At 72.3% G+C, this 24,854-nt stretch carries 27 protein-coding genes; 8 read left to right on the forward strand and 19 right to left on the reverse strand.

Annotated features, from left to right (window positions below):
- Nucleotides 1-44 precede the first annotated feature (44 nt).
- The 5 genes from AC068B_RS06920 to sigE all read right to left on the reverse strand — a co-directional run bounded on the left by AC068B_RS06920 (nucleotide 45) and on the right by sigE (nucleotide 5,590).
- Complete coding sequence (locus AC068B_RS06920; RefSeq protein WP_478669544.1) at nucleotides 45-716, reverse strand: hypothetical protein; 672 nt, start codon at nucleotides 714-716, stop codon at nucleotides 45-47.
- Nucleotides 717-836: 120 nt separating this feature from the next.
- Nucleotides 837-1,310, reverse strand: coding sequence for a sec-independent translocase (locus AC068B_RS06925; protein WP_478669546.1), 474 nt, complete (start codon nucleotides 1,308-1,310; stop codon nucleotides 837-839).
- Between the two features lie 149 nt (nucleotides 1,311-1,459).
- Nucleotides 1,460-3,682 carry a S1C family serine protease gene (locus AC068B_RS06930; RefSeq protein ID WP_478669547.1) on the reverse strand — a complete coding sequence of 741 codons (2,223 nt, stop codon included), beginning with the start codon at nucleotides 3,680-3,682 and terminating at the stop codon, nucleotides 1,460-1,462.
- Between the two features lie 130 nt (nucleotides 3,683-3,812).
- Nucleotides 3,813-4,739 (reverse strand): zf-HC2 domain-containing protein, encoded by a 927-nt coding sequence (locus AC068B_RS06935; RefSeq protein WP_478670264.1) that lies wholly within the window; start codon nucleotides 4,737-4,739, stop codon nucleotides 3,813-3,815.
- 77 nt (nucleotides 4,740-4,816) lie between these two features.
- The gene (gene sigE / locus AC068B_RS06940; RefSeq protein WP_356250340.1) at nucleotides 4,817-5,590 is read right to left on the reverse strand and encodes an RNA polymerase sigma factor SigE; all 774 of its coding nucleotides are present in this window, start codon (nucleotides 5,588-5,590) and stop codon (nucleotides 4,817-4,819) included.
- Between the two features lie 153 nt (nucleotides 5,591-5,743).
- Here sigE and AC068B_RS06945 point away from each other — a divergent pair, with 153 nt between their 5' ends.
- Complete coding sequence (locus AC068B_RS06945) at nucleotides 5,744-6,442, forward strand: O-methyltransferase (RefSeq protein WP_468557745.1); 699 nt, start codon at nucleotides 5,744-5,746, stop codon at nucleotides 6,440-6,442.
- Nucleotides 6,443-6,588: 146 nt separating this feature from the next.
- Here the strand turns inward: AC068B_RS06945 and AC068B_RS06950 are convergent, their stop codons facing one another.
- Together AC068B_RS06950 and AC068B_RS06955 are read right to left on the reverse strand one after the other, a co-directional pair.
- Nucleotides 6,589-6,756, reverse strand: a complete 168-nt coding sequence (locus AC068B_RS06950) for a DUF3117 domain-containing protein (protein WP_003966491.1) — start codon at nucleotides 6,754-6,756, stop codon at nucleotides 6,589-6,591.
- A complete protein-coding gene (locus AC068B_RS06955) occupies nucleotides 6,744-7,025 on the reverse strand; it encodes a hypothetical protein (RefSeq protein ID WP_306333019.1) in 282 nt (93 codons plus the stop codon). Before AC068B_RS06955 ends, AC068B_RS06950 begins: the two co-directional genes overlap by 13 nt.
- Before the next feature lie 39 nt (nucleotides 7,026-7,064).
- Between AC068B_RS06955 and chcB the strand changes: the two genes are divergently transcribed.
- Complete coding sequence (chcB, locus tag AC068B_RS06960) at nucleotides 7,065-7,865, forward strand: 2-cyclohexenylcarbonyl CoA isomerase (RefSeq protein WP_356250344.1); 801 nt, start codon at nucleotides 7,065-7,067, stop codon at nucleotides 7,863-7,865.
- 28 nt (nucleotides 7,866-7,893) lie between these two features.
- Here the strand turns inward: chcB and AC068B_RS06965 are convergent, their stop codons facing one another.
- On the reverse strand, nucleotides 7,894-8,484 hold the full coding sequence (locus AC068B_RS06965; RefSeq protein WP_356250346.1) for a DNA-3-methyladenine glycosylase I: 591 nt from the start codon (nucleotides 8,482-8,484) through the stop codon (nucleotides 7,894-7,896).
- Nucleotides 8,481-8,861, reverse strand: a complete 381-nt coding sequence (locus AC068B_RS06970; RefSeq protein WP_478669549.1) for a DivIVA domain-containing protein — start codon at nucleotides 8,859-8,861, stop codon at nucleotides 8,481-8,483. The genes AC068B_RS06965 and AC068B_RS06970 overlap by 4 nt, the downstream gene beginning before the upstream one ends.
- Nucleotides 8,862-8,986: 125 nt before the next feature.
- Here AC068B_RS06970 and folP point away from each other — a divergent pair, with 125 nt between their 5' ends.
- Nucleotides 8,987-9,847, forward strand: coding sequence for a dihydropteroate synthase (folP, locus tag AC068B_RS06975; RefSeq protein WP_478669550.1), 861 nt, complete (start codon nucleotides 8,987-8,989; stop codon nucleotides 9,845-9,847).
- 249 nt (nucleotides 9,848-10,096) lie between these two features.
- On the opposite strand, the gene AC068B_RS06980 is transcribed toward folP, so the two are convergent.
- Nucleotides 10,097-10,864 carry an LOG family protein gene (locus AC068B_RS06980; RefSeq protein ID WP_306333015.1) on the reverse strand — a complete coding sequence of 256 codons (768 nt, stop codon included), beginning with the start codon at nucleotides 10,862-10,864 and terminating at the stop codon, nucleotides 10,097-10,099.
- 97 nt (nucleotides 10,865-10,961) lie between these two features.
- The gene (gene dapE, locus AC068B_RS06985) at nucleotides 10,962-12,041 is read right to left on the reverse strand and encodes a succinyl-diaminopimelate desuccinylase (RefSeq protein ID WP_478669552.1); all 1,080 of its coding nucleotides are present in this window, start codon (nucleotides 12,039-12,041) and stop codon (nucleotides 10,962-10,964) included.
- A gap of 61 nt (nucleotides 12,042-12,102) precedes the next feature.
- On the opposite strand from dapE, the gene AC068B_RS06990 reads away from it, so the two are divergent.
- Both AC068B_RS06990 and AC068B_RS06995 read left to right on the forward strand, forming a co-directional pair.
- The gene (locus AC068B_RS06990; protein WP_478669553.1) at nucleotides 12,103-13,017 is read left to right on the forward strand and encodes a heavy metal transporter; all 915 of its coding nucleotides are present in this window, start codon (nucleotides 12,103-12,105) and stop codon (nucleotides 13,015-13,017) included.
- A gap of 325 nt (nucleotides 13,018-13,342) precedes the next feature.
- Nucleotides 13,343-13,786 carry an ATP-binding protein gene (locus tag AC068B_RS06995; RefSeq protein ID WP_468556691.1) on the forward strand — a complete coding sequence of 148 codons (444 nt, stop codon included), beginning with the start codon at nucleotides 13,343-13,345 and terminating at the stop codon, nucleotides 13,784-13,786.
- Between the two features lie 86 nt (nucleotides 13,787-13,872).
- Here AC068B_RS06995 and AC068B_RS07000 read toward each other — a convergent pair whose 3' ends face one another.
- The gene (locus tag AC068B_RS07000; protein WP_478669555.1) at nucleotides 13,873-14,967 is read right to left on the reverse strand and encodes a bifunctional succinyldiaminopimelate transaminase/glutamate-prephenate aminotransferase; all 1,095 of its coding nucleotides are present in this window, start codon (nucleotides 14,965-14,967) and stop codon (nucleotides 13,873-13,875) included.
- Between the two features lie 94 nt (nucleotides 14,968-15,061).
- Nucleotides 15,062-15,382 (reverse strand): ferredoxin, encoded by a 321-nt coding sequence (fdxA, locus tag AC068B_RS07005; protein WP_030573070.1) that lies wholly within the window; start codon nucleotides 15,380-15,382, stop codon nucleotides 15,062-15,064.
- A 143-nt stretch (nucleotides 15,383-15,525) separates the two neighbouring features.
- Between fdxA and AC068B_RS07010 the strand changes: the two genes are divergently transcribed.
- The 3 genes from AC068B_RS07010 (at nucleotide 15,526) to AC068B_RS07020 (ending at nucleotide 18,387) form a co-directional block, all read left to right on the forward strand.
- Nucleotides 15,526-16,527, forward strand: coding sequence for a GNAT family N-acetyltransferase (locus tag AC068B_RS07010; RefSeq protein ID WP_478669556.1), 1,002 nt, complete (start codon nucleotides 15,526-15,528; stop codon nucleotides 16,525-16,527).
- 105 nt (nucleotides 16,528-16,632) lie between these two features.
- Nucleotides 16,633-17,463, forward strand: coding sequence for a transglutaminase family protein (locus AC068B_RS07015; protein ID WP_478669557.1), 831 nt, complete (start codon nucleotides 16,633-16,635; stop codon nucleotides 17,461-17,463).
- A gap of 69 nt (nucleotides 17,464-17,532) precedes the next feature.
- A complete protein-coding gene (locus AC068B_RS07020; protein WP_478669559.1) occupies nucleotides 17,533-18,387 on the forward strand; it encodes a transglutaminase family protein in 855 nt (284 codons plus the stop codon).
- Between the two features lie 46 nt (nucleotides 18,388-18,433).
- On the opposite strand, the gene AC068B_RS07025 is transcribed toward AC068B_RS07020, so the two are convergent.
- The 6 genes from AC068B_RS07025 to AC068B_RS07050 all read right to left on the reverse strand — a co-directional run bounded on the left by AC068B_RS07025 (nucleotide 18,434) and on the right by AC068B_RS07050 (nucleotide 24,730).
- Nucleotides 18,434-19,093 (reverse strand): response regulator, encoded by a 660-nt coding sequence (locus AC068B_RS07025; protein ID WP_478669560.1) that lies wholly within the window; start codon nucleotides 19,091-19,093, stop codon nucleotides 18,434-18,436.
- Nucleotides 19,090-20,286, reverse strand: coding sequence for a sensor histidine kinase (locus AC068B_RS07030; RefSeq protein ID WP_478669562.1), 1,197 nt, complete (start codon nucleotides 20,284-20,286; stop codon nucleotides 19,090-19,092). Before AC068B_RS07030 ends, AC068B_RS07025 begins: the two co-directional genes overlap by 4 nt.
- Nucleotides 20,283-21,023: an ABC transporter permease gene (locus AC068B_RS07035; RefSeq protein WP_478669563.1), complete on the reverse strand. Its 741-nt coding sequence runs from the start codon at nucleotides 21,021-21,023 to the stop codon at nucleotides 20,283-20,285. Before AC068B_RS07035 ends, AC068B_RS07030 begins: the two co-directional genes overlap by 4 nt.
- Complete coding sequence (locus AC068B_RS07040) at nucleotides 21,020-21,961, reverse strand: ABC transporter ATP-binding protein (protein WP_478670267.1); 942 nt, start codon at nucleotides 21,959-21,961, stop codon at nucleotides 21,020-21,022. The genes AC068B_RS07035 and AC068B_RS07040 overlap by 4 nt, the downstream gene beginning before the upstream one ends.
- 132 nt (nucleotides 21,962-22,093) lie before the next feature.
- Entirely contained in the window at nucleotides 22,094-24,196 is a 2,103-nt protein-coding gene (locus AC068B_RS07045) for a hypothetical protein (protein WP_478669565.1), read from the reverse strand.
- Nucleotides 24,197-24,361: 165 nt separating this feature from the next.
- Complete coding sequence (locus AC068B_RS07050) at nucleotides 24,362-24,730, reverse strand: DUF6113 family protein (RefSeq protein WP_478670270.1); 369 nt, start codon at nucleotides 24,728-24,730, stop codon at nucleotides 24,362-24,364.
- Between the last annotated feature and the right edge of the window lie 124 nt (nucleotides 24,731-24,854).

Here is a 24,854-nt window from a genome sequence, read left to right on the forward strand (position 1 = left end):
CCGCTCTTCGTGAGCGGCGCCCCCATCGGCGTATGCATGGAGCCCTACGAGGCGTACGCCCCGATGTCCTTGATGACCGAGAAGCCCAGGCCGTACGCGCTCATGCCGCGGCCGTAGGCGCCCAGGTGCACGCCCTCCTTCGTGGAGCCCGCGAGGACCCAGCCGTACTCGGACTCGCGGTAGTGGAAGGGCGTCGGCACCCCGTCCACCGGCAGGGACAGCGTCGACCAGTCGGAGCCCTCCAGGTCGTCGGCGAGCACCCAGGCGGTCTCCGTCTGCTGGTCCAGCCAGTCGTCGCGCAGGGTGTGGTCCATCTGGCCGGGCCAGGTGAAGGACAGCAGACCGACCCCGGCGAGCCAGGCCGCCGAGGAGACCGAGGTGGCCTCCAGGACGCCCGTGCCGTCCGCGGTGCGCCGCACCGGGTTGGCCGCGACGGTCACCACGACCGCGAAGCGCTCCTTGTCACTGTTGCCGAGGCTGCCCTCGGCGCGGACCGACGGCTCGTCACCGTGTCCGATCGAACCGTGCTCCACGGCACCGTCCGCCGTCGCGCCGACCTGCATCAGCCAGCGCTGCCCCGTGAAGGCCTCGTCGAGGCCGTACCAGGGGAAGGGCGCCAGCAGGTAGCCGTCGACCGTGCGTCGGGCGGTCGGCACCGCTTGTGCGGCGCCTTCCGCGGTCGGCGCCTGCGCGCCCACCCGACTTGTCGTCTCCATGTACCCGGCCGCCTCCTCGCTCTCGTGTGTCCGGAGCGGCCCGCCCCCCTCGGGCGTCCTCACGCCGGACAACAAGGCAGGATAGCCACACCTGTTGGCGGGGGCAGTCCAGGCGAGGTCTCAGGTGGCGTCCGCGTCGAACGGCGGACGGTCGCCGGAGTCGAGCTTCTGGGGCTCCGCGGGCTTCTTCTGCATGTCGATGCGGGCACCGCCGGACGCTGCGCCGGACGAGGCCGCGGAGGCCTCCTTACCGGCGTCGGAGGAGTCGCTGTCGCGGCCGTGCACGGCGTCCGCGACCTCGTTCATCTCCTTCTTCAGGTCGAAGCCGTTGCGGATTTCCTTGAGCCCGAGCTCGTCGTTGTCGAGCTGCTTGCGGATGAACTTCTTGGGGTTCAGGTCGTCGAACTCGAAGTCCTTGAACTCTGGGCCCAGCTCATCGCGGATGTCCGCTTTCGCGCTGTCGGAGAACTCGCGGATCTTGCGGATGGTGCGGGAGATGTCCTGAATGACCTTCGGCAGCTTGTCCGGACCGAAGATGAGCACGGCGAGGACGACCAGCGTCACTATCTCGAGTGCGCCAATGTCATTGAACACCTGGAACTCCTTGCGATGTCCTCAGCCCGCAGCAGGTCGTCGGCAACAGGTCGTCGTCCGAGGTCTGGACCGTGACCACGGTACCCGGCGCTGATGTATGTCCGGTAGCCGCTGCACGACAACCCGGAGCACCGTGGCCAGTCCTTTACTCAGCTACCACCGGCCGAACCGAGCACCAGCGTCACCTCACGGTCGTTGCCGTCGCGCTCGACGGTGAGCCGCAGGCGGTCCTTCGGACGGTGCGCGCGGACCTTGACGATCAGTTCGTCGCTGGAGTGCACCGCGCGGCCGTCGACCTCGGTGATGACGTCGCCCGGCTTCAGCCCTGCCTCGTCGCCGGGGCCGTTCCTGTTGACCGACGGGCCGCCGTTCTTGCCCTTGTCCGCTATCCGGGCCCCGTCGCCGTTGAACTCCGTGTCGAGCGTGACGCCGATCACGGGGTGTGTGGCCCTGCCGAAGTTGATCAGCTCTTCGGCGACGCGCTTGCCCTGGTTGATCGGGATGGCGAAGCCGAGGCCGATGGAGCCCGCCTGGCCGCCGCCCTGGTCCGAGCCGTCGTCCGCGGAGCGTATGGCGCTGTTGATGCCGATCACACGGGCCTTGGAGTCGACCAGGGGGCCGCCGGAGTTGCCCGGGTTGATGGGGGCGTCGGTCTGCAGGGCGTCCACGTACGAGATGTCGCTGCCGTCGCCCTTCTCGCCGCCCGCGGTGATGGGCCGCTCCTTGGCGCTGATGATCCCGGAGGTGACCGTGTTCTCCAGGTCGAAGGGTGCGCCGATGGCGACGACGGCATCACCCACCTGGACGTTCTCGGAGTTGCCGAGGGGCAGGGGCTTCAGGCCGCGGACGCCGCTGACCTTGACGACCGCGAGGTCGTAACCGGAGTCGCGGCCGACGACCTCGGCCTTGGCGGTCTCGCCGCCGCTGAAGGTCACGGAGACCTCGCCGCCCGTGCCCGCGGGCTCGACGACGTGGTTGTTGGTGAGGATGTGGCCCTTGCCGTCGAGGACGAACCCGGTGCCGGTGCCCTGCGCGGAGTCGCCGCTGACGTGCAGCGTCACGACGCCGGGCAGGGTGGCCGACGCGATGCCCGCGACGCTGCCCTTGGGCCGGTCGGCGGACTCGGCATCCGCCTGCCGCAGCTCGACGTCCCCGCTCCCGTTGCGCTCCAGATACGCGCCGGTCGCACCGCCGATGAGCCCGGACAGCAGCGCGATGAGGGCAACCCCGACGAGCAGCACCCGCCGCCCCCGCTTGTCCCGCTTCTCCCGAGTCTCGGGCGGCAGCGAGCCAACCTGCTGAAGGGGAGCGTTCCAGGGGTCGTAGGGCTGCCGGGACGGCACGGGTTGCGAGGCCGTGGGGGGTGTGGGGGGTGCGGTGCCCTGGGGGTCGGAGTGAGGCGCGTGTGGCTGGGCTGCGTGGGGCTGGGGCTGTTGTGGCAGGTGTGGGGCGGGGCCGGGGGTGCCGTGGGCGGGGGTGCCGCCGTGCGGGGGTTGGCCGGGCGTGCCGTGGGCGGGGCCCGGGGTGCCGTGCGGCGGGGTGCCCTGGGCGGGCCCGGGGGTGCCGTGCGGCGGGGTGCCGGAGGCGTGCGCGGGCGTGCCGACGTGCGGGGGCTGGGCGGGCGTGCCGTGCGGCGGGGTGCCGGAGGCGTGCGCGGGCGTGCCGCCGTGCGCGGGCTGGGCGGGCATGCCGTGGGCGGCACCAGGCGTGCCGTGCGGCGGAGTGCCCTGGGCGGGCGGCCCGGGCGTGCCGTGGGGCGGGGTGCCGCCGCCGTGCGGGGCCGTGGAGAGGGGCGTGCCGTGGGCGGGGGTCGCCGCAGGGTGCTGCACCGGAGGCGCGGGTGCCCACGGGCCCGGTTCGCCGTAGGGCGGGGTGCCGTACGGGTCCGGGTCGTGGAGTGGGCGGGGCCGCTCCGCGGGGCCGGGTCCCTGCGCCGGTACCGGTGCGGACGGGACGTCGGCGCCCGGTATGGGCCCACTGGGCGTGGCGTTCTGCGGGGCCTGATCGGCGCCCGGGGCGGACGGGAACTCGGCGGTCGGCGCCGGGGCGTCGGGGCCGGGCGGCGTCACGTCCTGCGGAGCCGGGGCCAGCGGGAAGTCCGACGGATGGGGCGGGGCGTCCGGGATGCCCTGCGACTGGGCAGCGGGGCCGAGCGGCTGCGCGTCCTGCGGAGCCGGGGCCAGCGGGAAGTCCGACGGATGGGGCGGGGCGTCCGGGGTGCCCTGTGCCGGGGCGGCGAGGGCGGGCGGTGTCGCGTCCTGCGGGGGCTGCGTGGGGGTCGGGGGCGGCACGGACGACTCGTCCGGCACTCCCCGCTCTTCCGGCCGCGGGCGGCTCCACCAGTTCGCCTTCGTGGGCTTCCCGTCGTCCATGTTCTCCCCACAACTGGCCCGCGGCGGACGCCGTTTGCATGCTCAACCCCGTGACCGCCGAATCCCCGGCGGGCACGGCCCACCGAGGATTCAACCAGGTTCGCCCACGGAAGCGCAGGGCGCCGTCGCGTCAGTGAATCTGCGACGTGCCCTTCAGCGGTCCGGCGCCCGGCGGCGCCGCACTGGTCCGCACCGGATCCGCGTCCCCCGGCACCATGGCGTCCGCCGCCTGCGGCAGCTTGATGCCGGGCATGGCGGCGGTGTGGCGGCCGGGCGGCGCCGGGCGTATCAACGGGGAGATGACGGCGGTGCCCGCCAGCATCGGAGCCGTCAGCTCGTACACCGAGTCGCGGGAGCGCAGGGGTTGCGTGGGAGCTCCGGGCAGCAGCGGTCCCGTCACCTCCGTCGGCGCGACCGGCGCCGACAGCGCGCCGGGGCGCTGGCCCTGCGCCGACAGCGGATTGCCGCCGCCGCGACGGCGCACGGAGTCGGGGGTGGCCGCGGTGCCCGAACCCTGGGTGCGCTGCGGGGTCACATTGCTCCCCGAGCCGCCCGCGCGGGTGTCGCCCGAGTCCGTGGGGACACCCACCGTGACACCACCGAGGGCGATCGCGGCCATCGACACCGCACCCGCCGCCGCGAACGCGAAGCGGCGCCCGCGCCAGACCGGACGCTCCGTCTCGTGCCGCCGGTTGACCTCGTGGATACGGAAGCCGCGCTGCTCACTGGGGAGCACCGCGGCATGGGCACCGGCCGGGGCGTACTCCACGAAGGGGTCGGTGCTCACGCCGAAGATCCCGTTCCGCGGAAGTCCCGCGGAATCGGTCGCTCCGGTGGCGAACCCGTCCCCGTCGCCGGGTCCTCCGGACGGCCCGGAACCGCCTCCTGGAAGACCTTGGAGGCGGGCGAGGAAACTCTCGGTGGGCGGCGGCGGTGCCGCCTGCGCGAAAACGCTCTTCAGGCGACGCTGCGCGTCGGCCTCCGTCTTGCACATCGGACAGGTCGCCAGATGTGCGAGGACGCGCTCGCGCGCGTCATGACCCAACTCGCCGTCCACAAGGGCTGCGAGCCGGTCCCCCAGATGCTGCTCGGCCTCGGCTACATGCCGCTCGGCAGGATTCGACCGTGATCCACTCACTCGGTCGCGCCCCCTCCTCCCAGCGCCACGGCTCCCGTGACCGCGAGCGAACGACGCTCGGCGCGGGCCTCGGGAGACCGGTGCTGGAGGGCCTTGCGCAGCTGCGAACGGCCCCGGTGGATACGGCTGCGGACCGTACCGAGCTTGACGCCGAGGGTGGCGGCGATCTCCTCGTACGAAAGGCCCTCGATGTCGCAGAGGACGACGGCCGCACGGAACTCGGGCGCAAGGGTGTCCAGCGCCTGCTGGACGTCCGCGTCGAAGTGCGTGTCGTTGAACACCTGCTGGGGCGACGGCTCGCGGCTCGGCAGCCGCTCCGCGGCGTCGTCCCCGAGCGCGTCGAAGCGGATGCGCTGCTTGCGGCGCACCATGTCCAGGAAGAGGTTCGTGGTGATGCGGTGCAGCCAGCCCTCGAACGTGCCGGGGGTGTAGGTCGAGAGGGACCGGAAGACACGGACGAAGACCTCTTGCGTGAGGTCCTCGGCGTCGTGCTGGTTGCCGGTCAGGCGGTACGCCAGGCGGTACACGCGGCCGCTGTGCGTGCTGACGATCTCCTCCCAGGTGGGCGGAGTCCACGCCTGCGATTCCGCGTCAGCGGCAAAGGTCGCGGTCTGAGCGGAGTCGTTGGCACGGATTCGGTCAGCGGTGTCGGTCACGGATTTCGGCTCACCCGCCAATCCGAGAAAGCGCCGCAGCACTCCTCCCCGATCCGCGGACGCAGCCGCACCTCCCCTGTCGGCTCTGGTGGTGTCCAGTGGAGCCCCTACCATAACCACCTCGCCCGTTAGCTCCGGATAAGCGTTTTTACGTGAATTTGGTACGGGCTTCGCTGCAGGTGTCCTGCCCCTGCGAGCCGCCCACTTCAAGTCTTGATCCATCCGTTACCCCCGCTGCGCGTCCACCCCCTATAAACGCGCGGTCCCATCTGCGGGTTCCCGCCCCCAACGGATACAGTCACGGCCAGGCAACCACGGGGACAGGAGAGGGCCATTACCGGCAACCGGCAGACGGGCTGGGCGTTCGCCGACGCCTTTGTCGCCGAGGACGAGGCAGTGCGCTGGGCCCGGGACCGGGCCCGGGAGGCAGGCCTGCCCTCGGTGTCTCCCGGCACCGGCGCCGCGCTGCGCATGCTCGCCGCCACGGCTGACGCGAAAGCGGTGGCCGAAATCGGTACGGGCACCGGAGTGTCGGGGATCCATCTGCTGCACGGCATGCGGCCCGACGGCGTGCTGACCACCGTCGACCCCGAGCCCGAGCGCCAGCAGTTCGCCCGGCAGGCCTTCCGCGCGGCCGGGTTCGCGGGCAACCGCGCACGGTTCATCCCGGGCCGCGCCCTCGACGTACTGCCGCGTCTCGCGGACGGCGGGTACGACCTCGTGTTCTGCGACGGCGACCGACTGGAGTCCCTCGAATACCTCGCTGAATCGTTGCGCCTGTTGCGGCCCGGCGGTCTCGTCTGCTTCGAGGGCGTCTTCGCGGACGGCCGGACGGTCGACTCGGGACCCCAGCCCGTCGAGGTGCTGCGCCTGCGCGAGCTGCTGCGCGCGGTGCGCGAGAGCCAGGACCTGATCCCCTCGCTGCTCCCGGTGGGCGACGGCCTGCTCTGCGCCGTCAAACGGTGATCCCCTGGCCCGCCGTCAAACGGTGATCCCCGGCCCCACCGGGCCGCCCACACCCCCGTACAACCCCGCACACCCCCCTAAAACAGCACTGCCCCGGCATCGTCGTACGATGCCGGGGCAGTGAAAAGAGTGTGCGCGCTTCCGCGTCAGCCGACGACCTTCTTCAGGGCGTCGCCGAGCGCGTCGGCCTCGTCCGGAGTCAGTTCGACGACAAGTCGTCCGCCGCCTTCGAGCGGAACGCGCATGACGATGCCCCGCCCCTCCTTGGTCACCTCGAGCGGGCCGTCGCCCGTCCGCGGCTTCATGGCCGCCATGCTCGTTCCCCTTCCTGAAACCAGCTCATCGCAGCCGACAACCCAGGTGTCACCGGCATCGAACACATTGCTTCCAGGCCATTATCCCGCATGGCAGGACCCGATGACCAACATCGGTCGGCATCGCTTGGGCAACGCGCGCCCGCAAAACCACCCAATTCGGCGATGTGGCTGCGATACTTCGCCGCCCCATACGCCTCAGGGGCCCGGAATTCTTTGACGCAGGTCACATAGATGGCCTCATGCCGGACCCCGATGATCTCCGTCATGCTGAGCTCCTACGCACTGGACCAACGGAGGGGACCACCATGGCCGACAGCGTGCTCTACGAGGTGAGTGACGGCCTCGCGACGATCACGATCAACCGTCCCGAGGCGATGAACGCCATGAACACGGAGGCCAAGGTGGCCCTCCGGGAGGCCGCGCTTGCGGCCGCCGCCGACGAGGCCGTGCGCGCGGTGCTGCTCACCGCGACGGGCCGCGCCTTCTGCGTGGGCCAGGACCTCAAGGAGCACATCGGCTTCCTCGCCGCGGACCGCGAGGCGGGCACCGGGCAGACCATGAGCACGGTCAGGGAGCACTACAACCCCATCGTCCGGGCGCTCACGGGCATGCAGAAGCCGGTCGTGGCGGGCGTCAACGGCGTCGCCGCGGGGGCGGGCCTCGGCTTCGCCCTCGCCGCCGACTACCGGGTGGTCGCGGACACCGCCAAGTTCAACACTTCCTTCGCGGGCGTCGCGCTGACCGCCGACTCGGGCGTCTCCTGGACGCTGCCGCGGGCGATCGGCCCCGGCCGGGCCGCGGACCTGCTCCTGTTCCCGCGCAACATCGACGCACGGGAGGCGTACGACCTGGGCATCGCCAACAAGATCGTGCCCGCCGCCGACCTCGCCGCCGAGGCAGCCCAGGTGGCCCGCGCCCTGGCCGAGGGCCCCACGCTGGCCTACGCGGCGCTGAAGGAGTCCCTCGCCTACGCGGCGGGCCACTCCCTGGACGAGGCGCTGGACAAGGAGGACGAGCTGCAGACCAGGGCGGGCGCGTCCGAGGACCACACGATCGCCGTCCAGGCCTTCATCGCCAAGGAGAAGCCCAAGTACCTGGGGCGCTGAGTGCGCTCAGGGCGCTGATCGGCAGCGGTTACGACGCCTCGCGGGCCACGCAGTCCGCGAGGTGGTCGTCGACCAGGCCGCAGGCCTGCATCAAGGCGTACGCCGTGGTGGGGCCGACGAAGCGGATGCCGCGCTTCTTGAGGGCCTTGGACAGGGCCGTGGACTCGTCGGTGATCGCGGGCACGTCGGCGAGGGTCCGCGGGATTCCGCGGGTCGCCGGGTCCGGCGCGAAGGACCAGATCAGGGAGTCCAGTTCGCCCTCGGGCCAGTCGGCGAGCACGCGCGCGTTGGCAAGGGTCGCGTCGACCTTGGCGCGGTTGCGGATGATCCCCGGGTCGGCGAGGAGCCGCTCGCGGTCCTTGTCGGTGAACTCCGCCACCGAGGCGATCCTGAAGTCGGCGAAGGCGGCACGGAAGCCCTCGCGGCGGCGCAGGATCGTGATCCAGGAGAGGCCGGACTGGAAGGCCTCCAGGCAGAGCCTCTCGTACAGCGCGTCGTCGCCGTGGACCGGGCGGCCCCACTCCTCGTCGTGGTACGTCACGTAGTCCTCGGTGGACAGGCCCCAGGGGCAGCGGAGGCCGCCGTCCGGACCCGGAACCGCGCCGCTCTCGGTGCTCACTGGTCGTCGCCCTTCTTGTCCTCGGCCTCGCCGGATTCGGGCCCGTCGAAGAGGGCGGGGCCCGCCACCGCGGTGGCCTGCGCCCCGGCAAGGGCGGCCTCCAGCTCGGCGATGTGGGCGTCCCGCTCGGCGAGCTCGGCGCCGAGGCGGCCGAGCACGTCATCCACCTCGCCCATGTGGTAGCCCCGCAGGGTCATCGGGAAGCGCACCGCGTCGACGTCCGCGCGGCGCAGCGGCCGGTCCGGGGGCAGCGGGTCGGTGAACCGCTCGGGCGCGGCGTCGGGCAGCGCTCCGCTCTCGCCGCCGCCGATCACGGCGAGGGTCACCGCGCCGACCACCACGACGAGCGCGATGACCAGGAACAAGAACAAGACCATCTCTTCAGGCCCTCACGCTCGACTGCCCGTGCTCAAACTGTCAGGGTCCGATCGTGCCACGTGGCTCTGACAGTTAAGGTCACAGGCGGCCGCACCGCGACTAGGACCCAGGAGGGCCACAGGGGATGCTCAGGCTTGGCAGGCGCGAGTTCGACGCGCACGAGCCGGTGATCATGGCGATCGTCAACCGGACCCCGGACTCCTTCTACGACCAGGGCGCCACGTTCCGCGACGAACCCGCCCTCGCGCGCGTGGAGCAGGCCGTGGCCGAGGGCGCCGCGATCATCGACATCGGCGGGGTCAAGGCGGGCCCGGGCGACGAGGTGAGCGCCGAGGAGGAGGCGCGCCGCACGGTCGGGTTCGTCGCCGAGGTCCGCAAGCGGTTCCCCGATGTGGTGATCAGCGTCGACACGTGGCGGCACGACGTCGGCGAGGCGGTCTGCGAGGCGGGCGCCGATCTGCTCAACGACGCGTGGGGCGGCGTCGATCCGAAGCTCGCGGAGGTCGCCGCGCGGTACGGGGCGGGTCTCGTCTGCACGCACGCGGGCGGCGCCGAGCCGCGTACGAGGCCGCACCGCGTCACGTACGACGACGTGATGGCGGACATCCTGCGCGTGACGGTCGGCCTGGCCGAGCGCGCGGTGGAACTCGGCGTCCCGCGCGAGTCGGTGATGATCGACCCGGGCCACGACTTCGGCAAGAACACCCGGCACAGCCTGGAGGCCACCCGCAGGCTGGAGGAGATGGTCGAGACGGGCTGGCCCGTCCTGGTCTCCCTGTCCAACAAGGACTTCGTGGGCGAGACCCTCGACAGGCCGGTCAAGGAGCGCGTGATCGGCACCCTCGCGACGACGGCAGTCTCGGCCTGGCTCGGCGCGCAGGTGTACCGCGTGCACGAGGTCGCGGAGACGAAGCAGGTCTTGGACATGGTGGCAACGATCGCGGGGCACCGGGCTCCCGCCGTCGCACGCCGCGGACTGGCCTGAGGCCCCGCACGCGGCCGGACGGAGTCCGGCACAGCCGGGCGAAGCCCGGGAGGCGCCCCCGGCGCCGAGCGGCGCGAGCGCGGCACGAAGAAGAGGTCATGGTGGCGACGATCGCGGGGCACCGGGCTCCCGCCGTCGCACGCCGCGGACTGGCCTGAGGCCCCCGGCGGTCGCCCGCCGAGGGCTTGCGTGAGGTCGAGGTCCCCTTCGGAGACCTCTGCGTGAACTCCCCGAAGGGGAGTTCCGTTGCTACTTCCCGACTTCCTTCGTCACCAGGGAGATGGCCTCCTCGACGTCGTCCGTGACGTGGAAGAGGAGCAGGTCGGCCTCGGAGGCCTTGCCCTGGGCGATGACCGTGTTCTTGAGCCAGTCGACCAGGCCGCCCCAGTACTGCGACCCGAAGAGGACGATCGGGAACCGCGTGACCTTGCGGGTCTGGACGAGGGTGAGCGCTTCGAAGAGCTCGTCCAGGGTGCCGAGGCCCCCGGGCAGGACCACGAAGCCCTGCGCGTACTTCACGAACATCGTCTTACGGACGAAGAAGTACCGGAAGTTCACGCCGATGTCGACGTAGGGGTTGAGGCCCTGCTCGAAGGGCAGCTCGATGCCGAGGCCGACCGACGTGCCCTTCGCCTCGACGGCGCCCTGGTTGGCGGCCTGCATCGCGCCGGGTCCGCCGCCCGTGATCACCGCGAAACCGGCCTCCACGAGCGCCTTGCCGATCTCCACGCCCGCGGCGTACTCCGGAGAACCCTCTCCGGTGCGCGCCGAGCCGAACACGCTGATCGCGGGCGGAAGTTCGGCAAGCGTGCCGAAGCCCTCGATGAACTCGGACTGGATCCGCAGGACTCTCCAGGGATCCGTGTGGACCCATTCGGAGGGTCCGTCGGAGTCGAGGAGACGCTGATCGGTGGTACCGGCCTGCACCTGGTCCCGCCGGCGCAGCACCGGGCCGAGCCGCTGCTCCTCGGGACGCCTGCCTGCAGCGCGGGCAGCACTGTCATCGGAATTGCTCATCGTCTGCTCCCTCCATGCGTACGTCTGTCACAGCGTAGGTCTACGCGGGTTACGTACGAGGGACCTCGGGATGTCCGGCACCAGGAGCCTCGTGTGCCTACGACGTCAGCCAGGACCGCAGCTTCTCCTCCGCGAGGGGGATCAGCGACGCCTCGACGCGTTCGTCGATCTTGTGCGCGAGCAGCGGGTTGCCGGGGCTGTAGTTCACCGCGGGCACGCCGAGCGCGCTGAAGCGGGAGACGTCCGTCCAGCCGAACTTGGGGCGTGCCTCGCCGCCGACGGCCGCCATGAAGGCCGCGGCGGCCGGGTGGGTGAGGCCGGGGCGGGCCGCGCCCGTGTGGTCGTCCACGATGAACTCGTCGACGCCGCAGTCCGCGAAGTAGTCGCGTACGAAGGCGAGCGCCTCGTCCTCGCTGCGGTCCGGGGCGTAGCGGAAGTTGACGGTGACGGTGCACTCGTCGGGGATGACGTTGGTGGCGACGCCGCCCTCGATGCGGACGGCGTTGAGGCCCTCGTGGAACTCCAGACCCTCCACCACCGGCTTGCGGGGCACGTACGCGGCGAGCTTCTGGAGGATCGGGGTGGCCGCGTGGATGGCGTTGGAGCCCATCCACGCGCGCGCGGAGTGCGCCCGTACGCCCTTGGTCTTCAGGAGGACGCGCAGGGTGCCCTGGCAGCCGCCCTCGACCTGTCCGTCGGTCGGTTCGAGGAGGACGGCGAAGTCACCGGCCAGCCAGTCGGGGTGGGCCTCGGCGACGTGTCCGAGGCCGTTGAGGTGCGCGGCCACTTCTTCGTTGTCGTAGAAGACGAAGGTGAGGTCGCGGTTGGGCTCGGTCACCGTCTGCGCGATGCGCAGCTGGACGGCGACGCCCGACTTCATGTCGCAGGTGCCGCAGCCCCACAGGACGCCGTCCCCGTCGAGGCGGGACGGCACGTTGTCCGCGATCGGCACCGTGTCGATGTGCCCGGCGAGGATGACCCGCTCCGTGCGGCCGAGGTTCGTGCGGGCCACCACGTTGTTGCCGTGCCGGTCGACCGTGAGGTGCGGCAGGGCGCGCAGGGCCGTCTCGATGGCGTCGGCGAGCGCCTTCTCCTCGCCGCTCGGGGACGGGAAATCGACCAGTCGCGCGGTCAGCTCCGCGGCGTCGAGCGTGAGGTCAAGCGGTGTGTGAGGCATGCCGACGACCCTAAGCCAGCGGTCGGTCCTGGCTGTCGGTGGACTCCAGTACCTTGGACGCGTGCCTGAGCCCCCCACCCTCGTCCGGCGCGGCCGTCTCGTGCGTATCGGGGCCGCGGCCGCCGTGCTGCTCGCCGTCGTGGGCTATGTGGCGCTGCAATACGTGTACGGGGGCAAGCCCGAGCCGCGGTGCACGGTGGTGTCGGGGAAGGGCGACGGCGCTTCGTACACCTTCACGGCCGAGCAGGCGGAGAACGCCGCGACGGTCGCGGTGGCCGGTACCTCGCGCGGGATGCCCGAGCGCGCGGTGACCATCGCGCTCGCCACCGCGCTGCAGGAGTCCGGGCTGCGCAACATCGCGCACGGGGACCGGGATTCGCTCGGCCTCTTCCAGCAACGCCCGTCACAGGGCTGGGGCAATGAGCGCCAGATCATGGACCCGGCGTATTCGGCGGGCCGTTTCTACGAGCACCTGGCCGAGGTCCCGGGCTATTCGCGGCTGCCCCTCACGGTCGCCGCGCAGCGTGTGCAGCGCAGTGGATTTCCGCAGGCCTACGCCAAGCACGAGCCGGACGCCGCGCTGCTCGCCGCCGCGCTGACGGGCCGCGCGCCCGCCACGTTCAGCTGCGAGGGGCGCCCGGACACGGACCCCGGCGGTCCCGCGAAGGTGCGCGCCGCCCTGCTCCGCGACTTCGGCCGCGAGGTGCACCCGGGCGCGGCCCGGGGGCGCACGGTAACGGTGCCTGTGCCCGCTCCCCTGGCCACCGACCGGGCGCCGCAGCGCGGCTGGGAGCTGGCGCACTGGGCCGTGGCGCAGTCGTCGGCGCTGCACATCGAGCGGGTCTCGTACGGCGGGCGGGAGTGGCACTCCGGAGGGCCGGGAAAGTGGCGCCGAGCGGACCCGGAAGCGGAGAAGAACGGGGCCGCGAGGCCGGGCGGGGCCATGGACGAGGTCCGGATCGTGACCGGCCAGTAGTGCGACGGGTCCCCCGATGGGGGCATGCCGAGTGCTACGGACCGACACCCTGTCCGACTTTCCCGCCCGCATCCCTCCGAAACCCCGAATCCCTTGAGATCACCAGGGATTAAGGTTTCTGCAGCGGATCGGCCCTGAAGCTCTTTGCCCGTTTTTATCCGCAGCCGATAATGCGACGCATTGCCAACTCTTTGCGTTGGCGCACCGAAACCTTCGCGGACTTCGAGCGGTAGTCACTGCGTCCGATCGCCGGAAGCCATCCGGAGAAACGCCGGATTCGATCCGGCCGGACAACCCAACGTTCTCTCCCGTCTGAAGGAGCATCATGTCCCTCCCCCTGACCCGCCGGATCGCCCGTGCCGCGCTGCTCAGCGCCGCAGGTGCAGCTTCCGTGGTCGGTGCGGCCGGCTCCGCGAGCGCCGTTGATCTTCCCGCCGGCCCCGACCTGGGCGGCATCTCCGCCATGGACGGCGACGGCCTCGGCAACACCGTCGACGATGCGGCCCAGAACGTCAGCAACCTCGCCGGTGACACCGGCAGCAAGGCCGTGAAGAAGTCCGTCCCGACCGCGGGCAAGGCCGTGGGCCGGGTCGGCAAGACCGCCACCCCCGTCGCCCAGCAGGCCGCGGGTGACGTCGCGGGCGGCGCGGGCAAGGCGCTCGGCGAGACCGCGGACTCGGCCACCGGTGGCGGCCTGCCCACCGACTCGCTGACCAAGGGCGGCCTCCCCACCGACCAGCTGCCGGTCAAGAGCCTCCCCCTCGGCTGATCGCCCGGCACGCACACAGAGGGCCCGGAGCCATTGGCTCCGGGCCCTCCGCCGTGCTCACGCCGCTGGATTCACGGCTGCCGTGCTCACGCCAGGCGCTCGACCGCCGCCGCGACGCGCTCGTCCGTCGCCGTCAGGGCGACGCGCACGAAGCGGTCGCCCGCAGGGCCGTAGAAGTCACCGGGCGCCACCAGGATGCCAAGACCGGCGAGGTGGCCCACGGTGTCCCAGCAGGACTCCTCGCGGGTGGCCCACAGGTACAGGCTCGCCTCGCTGTGCTCGATCCGGAAGCCGTGCTTCACCAGGGCGTCGCGCAGGGCGGTGCGCCGGGCCGTGTACCGCGCGCGCTGCTCGCGCACGTGCTCGTCGTCGCCCAGCGCCGCCACGACGGCCGCCTGGGTCGGCGCGGAGGTCATCATGCCGCCGTGCTTGCGGATCTGCAGCAGGTCGCCGAGGGCGGCCTCGTCACCGGCGATGAACGCCGCGCGGTAGCCCGCCAGGTTGGACCGCTTGGAGAGCGAGTGGACGGCGACGATCCCGTCGTACGAACCACCGCACACGTCCGGGTGCAGGACCGAGACCGGCTCGGCCTCCCAGCCGAGCTCCAGGTAGCACTCGTCGCTGACGAGCAGCACGCCGTGCTCGCGGGCCCACGCGACGGTACGGATGAGCTCCTCGCGCGAGAGGACCCGGCCGGTCGGGTTCGAGGGCGAGTTGAGCCACAGGAGCCTGAGGTTCGTCGGGTCGAGCTCGGTGGGGTCGTCGTAGGCGACGTACTCCGCGCGGGCCAGCCGGGCGCCCACCTCGTACGTCGGATAGGCGAGCCGCGGGTAGGCGACCACGTCGCCCGGGCCGAGGCCCAGCTGCGTCGGGAGCCAGGCCACCAGCTCCTTGGAGCCGACGACCGGCAGCACGTTGCGGTGCGTGAAGCCACGGGCGCCGAGCCGCCGCTCGCACCAGCCGGTGAGCGCGTCGCGCAGCTCGGGCGTGCCCCAGACGGTCGGATAGCCCGGCGAGTCCGCGGCCGCGATCAGCGCTTTCTGGATCAGCTCGGGGACCGGGTCCACGGGGGTGCCCACCGACAGGTCGACGATGCCGCCGGGGTGGGCGGCCGCCGTGGCCTTGTACGGCTCGAGCTTGTCCCAGGGGAAGGTGGGAAGCCGGTCGGAGACTGCGGACACGTGGTGACTCCCGTGCTGGTACTGGTCGTTGCAAACGCCTCGGTCCCGTGCGGCGAAGATGCCGTACGGGACCGGGGCGACGCTCGGGCTGCCGTTACTGGTTCTGCGGCGGCAGGGCGGCGATGAAGGCGTGGTCGCGCTCGATCAGACCGAGCTTGCTCGCGCCACCGGGCGAACCGAGCTCGTCGAAGAACTCGACGTTCGCCTTGTAGTAGTCCTTCCACTCCTCAGGAGTGTCGTCCTCGTAGAAGATCGCCTCGACCGGGCAGACCGGTTCGCAGGCTCCGCAGTCGACGCATTCGTCCGGGTGGATGTACAAGGACCGGGAGCCCTCGTAAATGCAGTCGACCGGGCACTCCTCGATGCACGCCTTGTCCTTGACGTCGACACAAGGCTGCGCGATGACGTAGGTCACGCTGTCGTTCCTCCTCGATACGGGCGTTGGCGGGCCGTCCTCAGGCTCCGCTCGCCTGGCGCGCGGGAGCGCGGCGTCGTCGATGCCCACCCCTAGTATCTCCGTTCCCGGGCATGATCCGAACAGGAGGGGCTTACAGAGCTGTGGAATTCACTGCGGGCGGACGTCTCGAGGTCCGCATTACCCCTGCTGACGTGGGCAAACGAGTCTCTGTACGGCGCTTGAGCGACGCTTTGATCTCGGGTGAGAAGTTCACCGACACGGTGGGTGTTCTCGCATCGTGGAACGACGGTGTGGTGCTCATCACACGACGGGACGGCGAAAGCGTCCGCATCCCGGAACGCTCCCTGGTCGCAGGAAAGGTCGTGCCTGCCGCACCGGCCCGCCGCAGGGGCCCCGCCGCCTCGTACGAGGAGCTGGCGCGCGTGTCCGCCCGGGCCTGGCAGCCCGTGGAGAGCGAACGCCTCGGGGAGTGGGAGCTGCGGTCGGCGGCGGGGTTCACCAGGCGGGCCAACTCCGTGCTGCCGCTCGGCGATCCCGGGCGGCCGCTGGAGGACGCGCTCCGGTACGTCCGCGAGTGGTACGCGGACCGTGGCCTTCCGCCGTACGTCCAGACCGCGACCGGCGCCGAAGGCACGCAGGAGCTGCTCTGCGCCGCGCTGGAGGAGCACGGCTGGACGCGCGAGGTGAGCGCCCAACTGCACATCGGCGCTCTCGCCCCGGTCGCGGACCTGGACGCGGACACGGACCGCGTGACGCTGTCCCGGACCTTCGACGAGCCGTGGCTGCGGCGGTACAAGCGGTTCGGGGTTCCCGGGCCGCATGTGCTCGAGGTGCTGGCGGGCGGGCCCTCGGTATGGTTCGCTTCCGTGCCCGGGAGCGGTGACGCTCCGGCCGCCATCGGGCGGTGCGTGGTGGACGGACGCTGGGCGGGCTTCATGGCGGTCGAGGTGGCCCCGGAGCACCGGCGCGAGGGGCTCGCCACCGCGGTGATGACCGCGCTGTCCCGGCAGGCCCTGGCCGAGGGCGCATCGGCGGCCTGGCTGCAGGTCGAGGACGACAACGACGGCGCGCGGGCGCTGTACGACGGGATGGGCTTCGCCGCGCACCACGCCTATCACCACTACCGGTACGGCCCCGCCTGAGCGGGAGCGGCAGAGCGGCACAGCGGCACGACCGACGGAACACGGCACGGCACAGCAGAGCACGGCACGGAAACAGCGCCCGGCGAGGGCAGACACGAGGCACGTATGCACGCGGAGTCCGGCGAATGGCGGCGGCGGTTCGCCGAAGAGGCAAGGTCCGAACGGCCCGGTCTCGCACCGCTGTGCCTGCTGATCGGCACCGAGGCCGACCCTTCCCTCGACGACGCGGGGATCGACGCCGCGGAGATCGAGCTCGACCGCCTCGCGGGCCTGCTGCCCTTCCGCCCCGGCGGACCCCGTGCCTGGGCCGCCGCCATGGCCGAACTCCTCGGCGAGCAGTGCGGGTTCGAGGGCACGCCGGGCGACTACCAGCGGCTGGACTCCTCCCTCCTGCACAAGGTCCTGCGGCGCCGCAGAGGACTGCCGATCCTGCTCTCCGTGGTGTGGATGGAGGTGGCGCGGCGCGCGGGGGCCCCGGTGTACGGGGTGGCGCTGCCCGGGCACTTCGTCGTCGGGTTCGGGCCCAAGAACGACCAGATACTCGCCGATCCCTTCGACGGCGGGCGGCTGCTGACCGGGGCCGACGCGGAGCTCCTGGTGGCGGGTACGGCGGGCACGGGCATCCAGCCGTCGATGCTGACGCCCGCCGACCCGCTGAACATCGTGCAGCGCATCCTCAACAACATCCGCGCCTGGGCGGCCGCCAGGCCCGAGCGCTCCGACGTCGCCCTGTGGGCCCTTGAGCTGTCGCTCCTGCTGCCCGCCCATCCGGCGCGCCTGCGCTACGAACGGGCCCAACTCCTCGTACAGCGGGGCGACTTCCTCGGGGGCGCGACGGAGCTCGACGCCTACGCGGACGTGGTGACGACGGTGGAGCCGACCACGGCGGAGCGGGTCCGCCAGCAGGCGCGGGCCGCGCGGGCGATGCTGAACTGAGCCCCGGCCGGGGAGCGCGGCCCCGCCCCGGCCGACGTATCGATCGAGGCGACCGGGCACGAGGGACGTATGCACCCCCGACCCCCCGGAACCACCAAGTGGCGGCGGCTGTTCGCGGCCGAGGCCGGGTCGCCCCAGCCCGACCTGTCGCTGCTGTGCCTGCTGATCGGCACCGAGGCGGACCCTTCGCTCGACGAGGCGGGCATGGACGCCGCGCGGCGCCTGCTCGACCGGCTGGCGGAACAGGTCTCGTCCGGTCACCGGCCCCGCAGGACCGGCGGCCCCCTCGCCTGGGCCGTGGCCACGTCCGAACTCCTCGGCGGGACCCACGGGTTCAAGGGCAGACCCGGCGACTACCAGCGGCTGGACTCCTCCCTCCTGCATCAGGTCCTGCGGCGACGCAGAGGACTGCCGATCCTGCTCTCCGTCGTATGGATGGAGGTGGCGCGGCGCGCGGGCGCCTCCGTCCACGGAGTGGCGCTGCCCGGGCACTTCATCGTGGGCTTCGGTCCTCCGGAGGACCGGGTCCTTGCCGATCCGTTCGGCGGCGGGCGGCTGCTGTCCGGCATGGACGTGGAGCTGCTCGTCGCGGCGGCCACGGGGACCCCGACGGCGGCGTCGATGCTGGGCACCGCGGGGCCGCTGGAGATCGTGGCGCGCATCCTCAACAACATCCGCGCCTGGGCCGCGTCCCGCCCAGAGCGCTCCGACGTATCGCTCTGGGCGGTGGACCTCTGCCTGCTGCTGCCCGCGCCGCCGCCCCGACTGCATTACGAACGCGCCCAACTCCTCGTACATAAGGGGGAGTTCCAGGCGGGCGCACGGGAGCTCGACACCTACGCCGACGAGGTCGCCGCGCTGGACCCGACCACGGCCGCCCGGGCGCGGCGGCAGGCGATGGGGGCGCGGGCGATGCTGAACTGACGGCCGGGGCGGGCGGGGCGACCGGGGCGGCCGGGCCAGCCGTGCTTCAGAGCCAGCCCTTGTCCCTCGCCGCCTTGACCGCCTCCGCGCGGTTGCGGACCGCGAGCTTCTGGATCGCGGTCGAGAGGTAGTTGCGGACCGTGCCCTGGGAGAGGTGCAGGGCGGTGGCGAGCTCGGCGTTGGTGGCGCCGTCGGCCGCCGCGCGGAGCACCTCGCGCTCGCGGTCGGTCAGCGGGTTAGCGCCCCCGGCGAGGGCGGCCGCCGCCAGCGTGGGGTCGATGACCCGCTCCCCCGCGAGCACCTTGCGCACCGCCGCGGCGAGCTGGGCCGCGGGCGCGTCCTTGACCAGGAACGCGTCGGCACCGGCCTCCATGGCGCTGCGCAGATAGCCGGGGCGGCCGAAGGTGGTGAGCACGACGACCTTCAACTCCGTGAAGTTCGCGCGCAGTTCGGCGGCCGCCTCGATGCCCGTGCAGCCGGGCATCTCGATGTCGAGCAGCGCCACGTCCACGGCGTGCTCGCGGGCCGCCGCGAGCACCTCGTCGCCGCGGGACACCTGGGCGACGACCTCGATGTCCGGTTCGAGGCCGAGCAGCGCCGCGAGGGCCTCACGGACCATCGCCTGGTCCTCGGCCAGCAGAATCCTGATGACATCGCCCGCGCCACGGGCGCCTTCCCCGCTGTGCCCACTGCTCCCGCTGCTCATGAAGGGGATCCTACGGCCGCCTTCGCCAGCGGTACGCGGACCGCCAGGCGGAAGCCGCGGCGCTCCGCGGGCCCCGTCTCCAGGACCCCGCCGACCGCCTCCACGCGCTCGGTGAGCCCCGTCAGGCCGTTGCCCGCCGTGGCGCCGGAACCGCCCACCCCGTCGTCCTCCACGGAGAGCTCCAGAAGCCGTCCTTCGAGCGTCTGGCGCGCTATGAACGCCACCGTGCAGTGCCGGGCCCCGCTGTGCCGCACGACGTTGGTCACGGCCTCCCGCAGCGCCCAGGCCAGCGCCGCCTCGGCCTCCTCGCCCGGCAGTTCGGCGGGCGGCTCCAGCGGCACCACGGGGTCGACACCGGCGGCGGTGAGCGCCGTGCGCGCGCCCGCGAGCTCACCGGCGAGGGTGCGCCGCCGGTAGCCGGAGACCGCCTCGCGCACGTCCACCAGGGCCTGGCGGCTGACCTGTTCGATGTCGGCGACCTGCTGGGCGGCCTTGTCGGGGTCGGTGGGGAGCATCCGCCCGGCGAGCTCGCTCTTGAGCGTGATCAGGGAGAGCGAGTGGCCGAGCAGGTCGTGCAGGTCCCTGGCGAGCCGCAGCCGCTCCTCGTTGGCGGCGAGTTGCGCGACGGTGGCGCGGGCCTGCCGGAGCTGGACCGTCGTGCGGATCAGCTCGCGGACGCCGGACATCGCGAAGCCCACCAGGAGGGTGATCACTCCGAGGTTGGTGACCAGGTCGCCCAGACCGTCGTCGCGCAGGCCGACCACGATCATCAGGAGGGTGACCACGGGGATGACCCCGAGCGCGTACCGCACCGGCAGGACGGCTCCCGCGGAGACCGAGACGTACACGAAGAGTCCGAGCCAGCTGTCGCCGAAGCTGAAGGCGAGGATCACGGCGAGGGCCACGAGCAGCGCGAACGAGGCGATGACGGCGCGCCATTGGAGGACCTTGGTGGTGTAGCGGAAGACGAGGGTCAGGTAGCAGGCCACGAAGAGCGCGAGGCCGAGCGAGCCGAGCACCGTGGCCAGGGGCGTGTGACGGCCCTCGGCCAGGTCCTTGACCGGAGCGCTCAGGAACACCAGCCAGACACCGATCCAGGCCGCCTTCGTGAGGAACTGGCGGCGGCCCTGCGGCGGCCGTCCGAAGGTGTACACGGGGTGGAGTTCGCTGCACTCAGCGTCTTTCACGTTCACGCCTTCAGTGTGTCCTTCCGGTACAGCCACGCCGCGCCGCCCGCGAAGAGGAGGAAGTAGGCGACCAGGAGCGTGATGTCCTTCGCGTGCGGTGCCTCGCCCAGTTCGATGGCCTGCCCGAGGGCAGCGTACGCGTGGGTGGGCAGCCAGGACGCGGTCTCCCGCAGCCAGTGCGGGAACGTCGTCACCGGCATCCACAGGCCGCCGAGGATGGACAGGCCGAAGTAGATGATCATCGTGATCGGGCGTACGGCGTCGCCGGTCGCGAGGTAGCCGATGGCCACGCCGAGCGCGGCAAAGCAGAGGCTGCCCGCCCAGATCGCGCCGGTCAGCGCCGCCCACTGCCAGGCGTCGAAGCGCACGTCCTTGAAGATCGCCGCGACGGCGAACACCACGACGATGGACGGCAGGCTGACCACGGCCGCGCTCGCGGTCTTCGCGAGGACGTAGCCGCGCCCGGGCAGGGCCGTCAGGCGCAGCTGCCGCACCCAGCCGCTCTCGCGCTCCTTGGCGATGCGCTCGCTGTTGCCCATGAGTACGGCGGTGAGGGCGCCGAAGGACGCCATCGAGACCATCATGAACGCGGGGACGGAGAGGCCGGTCTCGGGGACCTTGTCGGCGCCGCTCCGGCTGCCCGCGATGATCACGAAGAGCATCGAGGGGTAGATGACGGAGAAGAAGAGGAACTTGCGGTTGCGCAGGGCGCGGGTGATCTCGAGCTTGATCAGACTGTTCATCGGGTCCTGGCCTCCTCGGCCTCGGTGATCGCCACGAAGGCCTGCTCCAGGCCGAGCCCGGCGACTTCGAGGTTGCGGGGGTAGAGGCCGAGCCCGTACAGCGCGTGCACGGTGGCGTCGGCGTCCGTCGACTGGATGCGGACCGTGTGGCCCGTGATGTCGAGCGTGGTCAGGAAGGGCAGCTCGCGGAGCTGCTCCGTGCGCGCCGGATCGATCTCCGCCAGGTCGAAGGCGACCTTGCGGGCGCCCGCCTTCGCCTTGATCTCGGCGGCGGTGCCGTCCGCGAGGAGGCGGCCGCGGTGCAGGACCAGGACGCGGTCGGCGATCGCGTCGGCCTCCTCCAGGTAGTGCGTGGCGAAGAGGACCGCGCGGCCCTGGTCCGCCTGCTCCCGCATGGTGGCCCAGAACGCCTGGCGGGCCGTGACGTCCATGCCGGTGGTCGGCTCGTCGAGCACGATCAGGTCGTGGGCGCCCGCAGTGGCCAGCGCGAAGCGGACGCGCTGCTCCTGGCCGCCGGAGAGCTTGTCGACCTTGCGGTCGGCGATCTTGGTGATGCCCGCGTGGGCGAGCACGTCGTTGACCCGGTACGGCCTGGGGTGCAGGTCGCAGGCGAGCGTCACCAGCTCGCGCACGGTCACCTCGCCCATCAGGCCGCCGCTCTGCAGCATGGCGCCGACCCGGCCCGCGGTGATCGCCTCGCGCGGCTCGGCCCCGAAGACCCGCACCGTGCCGCTGTCCGGCCGCCGCAGGCCGAGGAGCAGGTCGAGGGTGGAGGACTTGCCCGCGCCGTTCGGCCCGAGGAGCGCCACCGTCTCGCCCGGGCGGAGGTCGAGGGTCAGGCCGTCGACGGCACGGACGTCGCCGTAGCTCTTGGTCACCTGCTCGAAGCTCACCACGTCGGCGGCGGGCGGTGCTGTGGTCGTCGTCATACCGAACATCGTCACAAAAGCGCAGGTGGCAGCGGCAGTGTCGGTTGTGGTGACTCCGGGATGACAGATGTCATGCAAAAGACCGGACGGTTCACCCGAGTGGCCCGGGTGAACCGTCCGGCCTCCGTGTGCCGGGCGGGATCAGCTCGCGTTCGTCTCGATGACCCCGATGCGCTCCGCGGGCGTCTTGCCGGTCAGCGCCTTGCCCATCGCCTGGGCCACGTCGGTCGGCTGGACCGGCGTCTTGGAGCCGTTGCCGCGCTGGATCAGGACCCCGTCGAAGACGTTGCCGTACAGCTTCTTGAGCTCTTCCAGGTTGTAGTGCACCTGGAGGGTGCCGTCCTTGAGGGCCTTCGTCTCAAGGATCTTCGGCAGCGACTTCTCCGGGCCGAAGGGGATCGACTTGGCGCCCGCCTTGATGGTGACGTTGGCGGACATGGCGGGCTTGGCGAACCGGGTCATGAACTTGTCGACCTCGGCCTTGGAGATGGCGGGCTTGCGTGTCGTGACCGGCACCTGGACCGAGCCAGCGCTGCCCGTCTCGACCTGCTTCTTGTACGCGTCGGCGACCGCCGTGGTCGACGCCTGCGGGTCGATGCCCTTGCCGACCTTGCCGTAGACCGGCACGGCCTTGCCCGGCACGAAGTCGACCGTGCCCTCCTGCGCCGTGCCGGAGCCGCCGGCGGCGCGCTCCAGGGCGGCCGCGAGCTTCTCCTCGTCGACGGGCATGACGGGCTCGACGACGCGCTGGCCGCCGAAGAGCGAGCCGATCACCGAGACGGGGTTGTAGTCGCTGCCCGCGGCCTCGCGGACGGTGGCCTGGCTGTCCAGGGTCAGGCCCGACTGGTCCGGCTTGAGGTCGACGGTGTCACCGCCCACCGAGAGCTTCAGGGACTTGGTGACGCGCTCGTCGAGTGCCGCGTCGAGCTTCTGGACGGCCTCGTCGCGGGTGCCGCCGCCGACGTCGACGCCGAGCACGGTGGTGCCCTTCGGGACGTCGGCGTGGTTCATCAACAGGCCCGCGCCGTACGCCCCACAGCCCACGACCACGACGGCGACCGCGAGGAGGACCAGCTTGTTGCGGCCCTTCTTCTTGGCCTTCGCCTTCGGCGCGGGGGTGGCGGGCGGCACGTCCGAGCGGACCGGCTCGGGCAGCTTCGGCGGGGTGTGCGGCACAGGGCCTTCGCCCTGCGGCCCGGTCCCGAACGGCGAGTTGTCGTGCGCGGGCGGTACGACGGGGATGCCGCTGGTCAGCGTCTCGCCGGAGACGTTGGAGCCCGGCGCGGGAGCACCGGGGCCGCCGGGGCCACCGGGGCCGCCGACGGGAGGCCGCGGGCCGCCGGGCGGCGGCGAGACCGGACCGGCCTTCTGCGGCGTGAGGATCGCGGTGTCGTCGCCCATGGCGCCGGAACGGGGCGGCCGCGCGCCGGAATTGGCGGGGCCACCGGGGGCGCCGGGGCCACCGGGAGCGCCGGGGGCGCCCGGACCCGACGGACGGGCCGCCTGCGGCGTCGGAGGCGCCAGCGGGCTGTCGCCCGTGACGGGACCGCCGGTCGGCCCTGCCGGGGGCCGGGAGCCGCCGGGGCCGCCCGTACCGCCCGTACCACCGGAGAAGTACGGCAGGTCGCCGCGCTGCGGATCGCCCTGCGGGGCGCCCGTGCCGAGGGGGCCCGACGCCACGGCGCCGGACACGTCGAAGGAGCCCGTGCCGGACCCGTTCGTACCGGAACCGCCCGAACCGCCCGTGCCGCTCCCGCCCTCGTTCCGGGCGGGCTTGCGCGGCGCGAACCAGTCGCTCGTCTTCTCCTCGGCCGGGGAGGAGGATCCCGTGCCGCCGTCGCCCGGGGCGGCGGACCCGGCGGCGACCGGGGCTCCGGCCCCCGTCGCCCGGCCCGTCTCCCCGGCGCCGGGAGCACCGGGAGCGCCCGGCGCTCCGCCGTCACGGCGGCCGCCGTCCAGGGGCACGGACTCCCCGCGCGGACCCTCGTCACCGACGGGCGTCCGCATGACGACCGGCGGGATGGGCCGCGAACCGGGGATGTTGATCCGGATGCGGGTGGTCAGCGTGGTCTGGGTCTCGGGCTCGTCGGGCCGCTCTTCGGCGGCCTGCCGCCGCGCTCCGTCCATTCCGCCGTCGGCGGGAGCACCCTGTGCCGGGGAGCCGTACGGCGGCGTCCCCGAGGGGTATGCGGCTCCACCGCGCCCCTGGGGCCCGGAGGACGAACTGTCAGTTTCACGACTCAAGGCAGGTTCTCCTGGTTGACTCCGCCGCCCGTCTCGACCTCATCCGGGGTCCCCCCGGCCGGAGGTTGGGGGAGGCTCGGCGGCCGCACCACCATACTGGCCGCCGTCGGCACTCATCCCGTGACCGGTGTCAAACCCGTGCGGCACACCGGCCGAAGTGGTACGTCACTTGCCAAGTCGGGCGGCGGGCGCGCTCGGTTGCGGCCCCTGCCCGAGCGTGGCGCACATCACAGCGACGGCCATTCCGCCGAGCAGAAAGCCGTACGAACCGAGACCCGCGCCGAAGAGGAAGTCGCCCTCGGGTCTGGTGGCGGTGAGCAGCATGACCACGACCAGCCAGCCTGCGGCGGGCGCAACGGCCCCCGCCCTGGTGCCGATCGCCCGCGACCCGCCGTAGAAGAGGCCACCGGCACCGACGAGCGCGAGCAGCAACCCCGCGGGGAAGAAGCCCCCTTGGACGAGCGACCCGGCGACGCCGACGACGGCGCCGAGGACGAAGAGCAGGGCACAGGCGGCGAGCCGTCCCGCCCTCAGGGGCTGCGCGAGGAAGCTGCCGGGGGCTCCGGCGGCGCCCGCGCCGGACGTCGGACCTGTCTCTGCCCCCTTCGGAGCGGGGGGCTTGGAGGCCCCGGAACCGGCCCCTGACGACGCACGGGAA

The sequence above is a fragment of the Streptomyces sp. NPDC042371 genome, assembly GCF_056437465.1.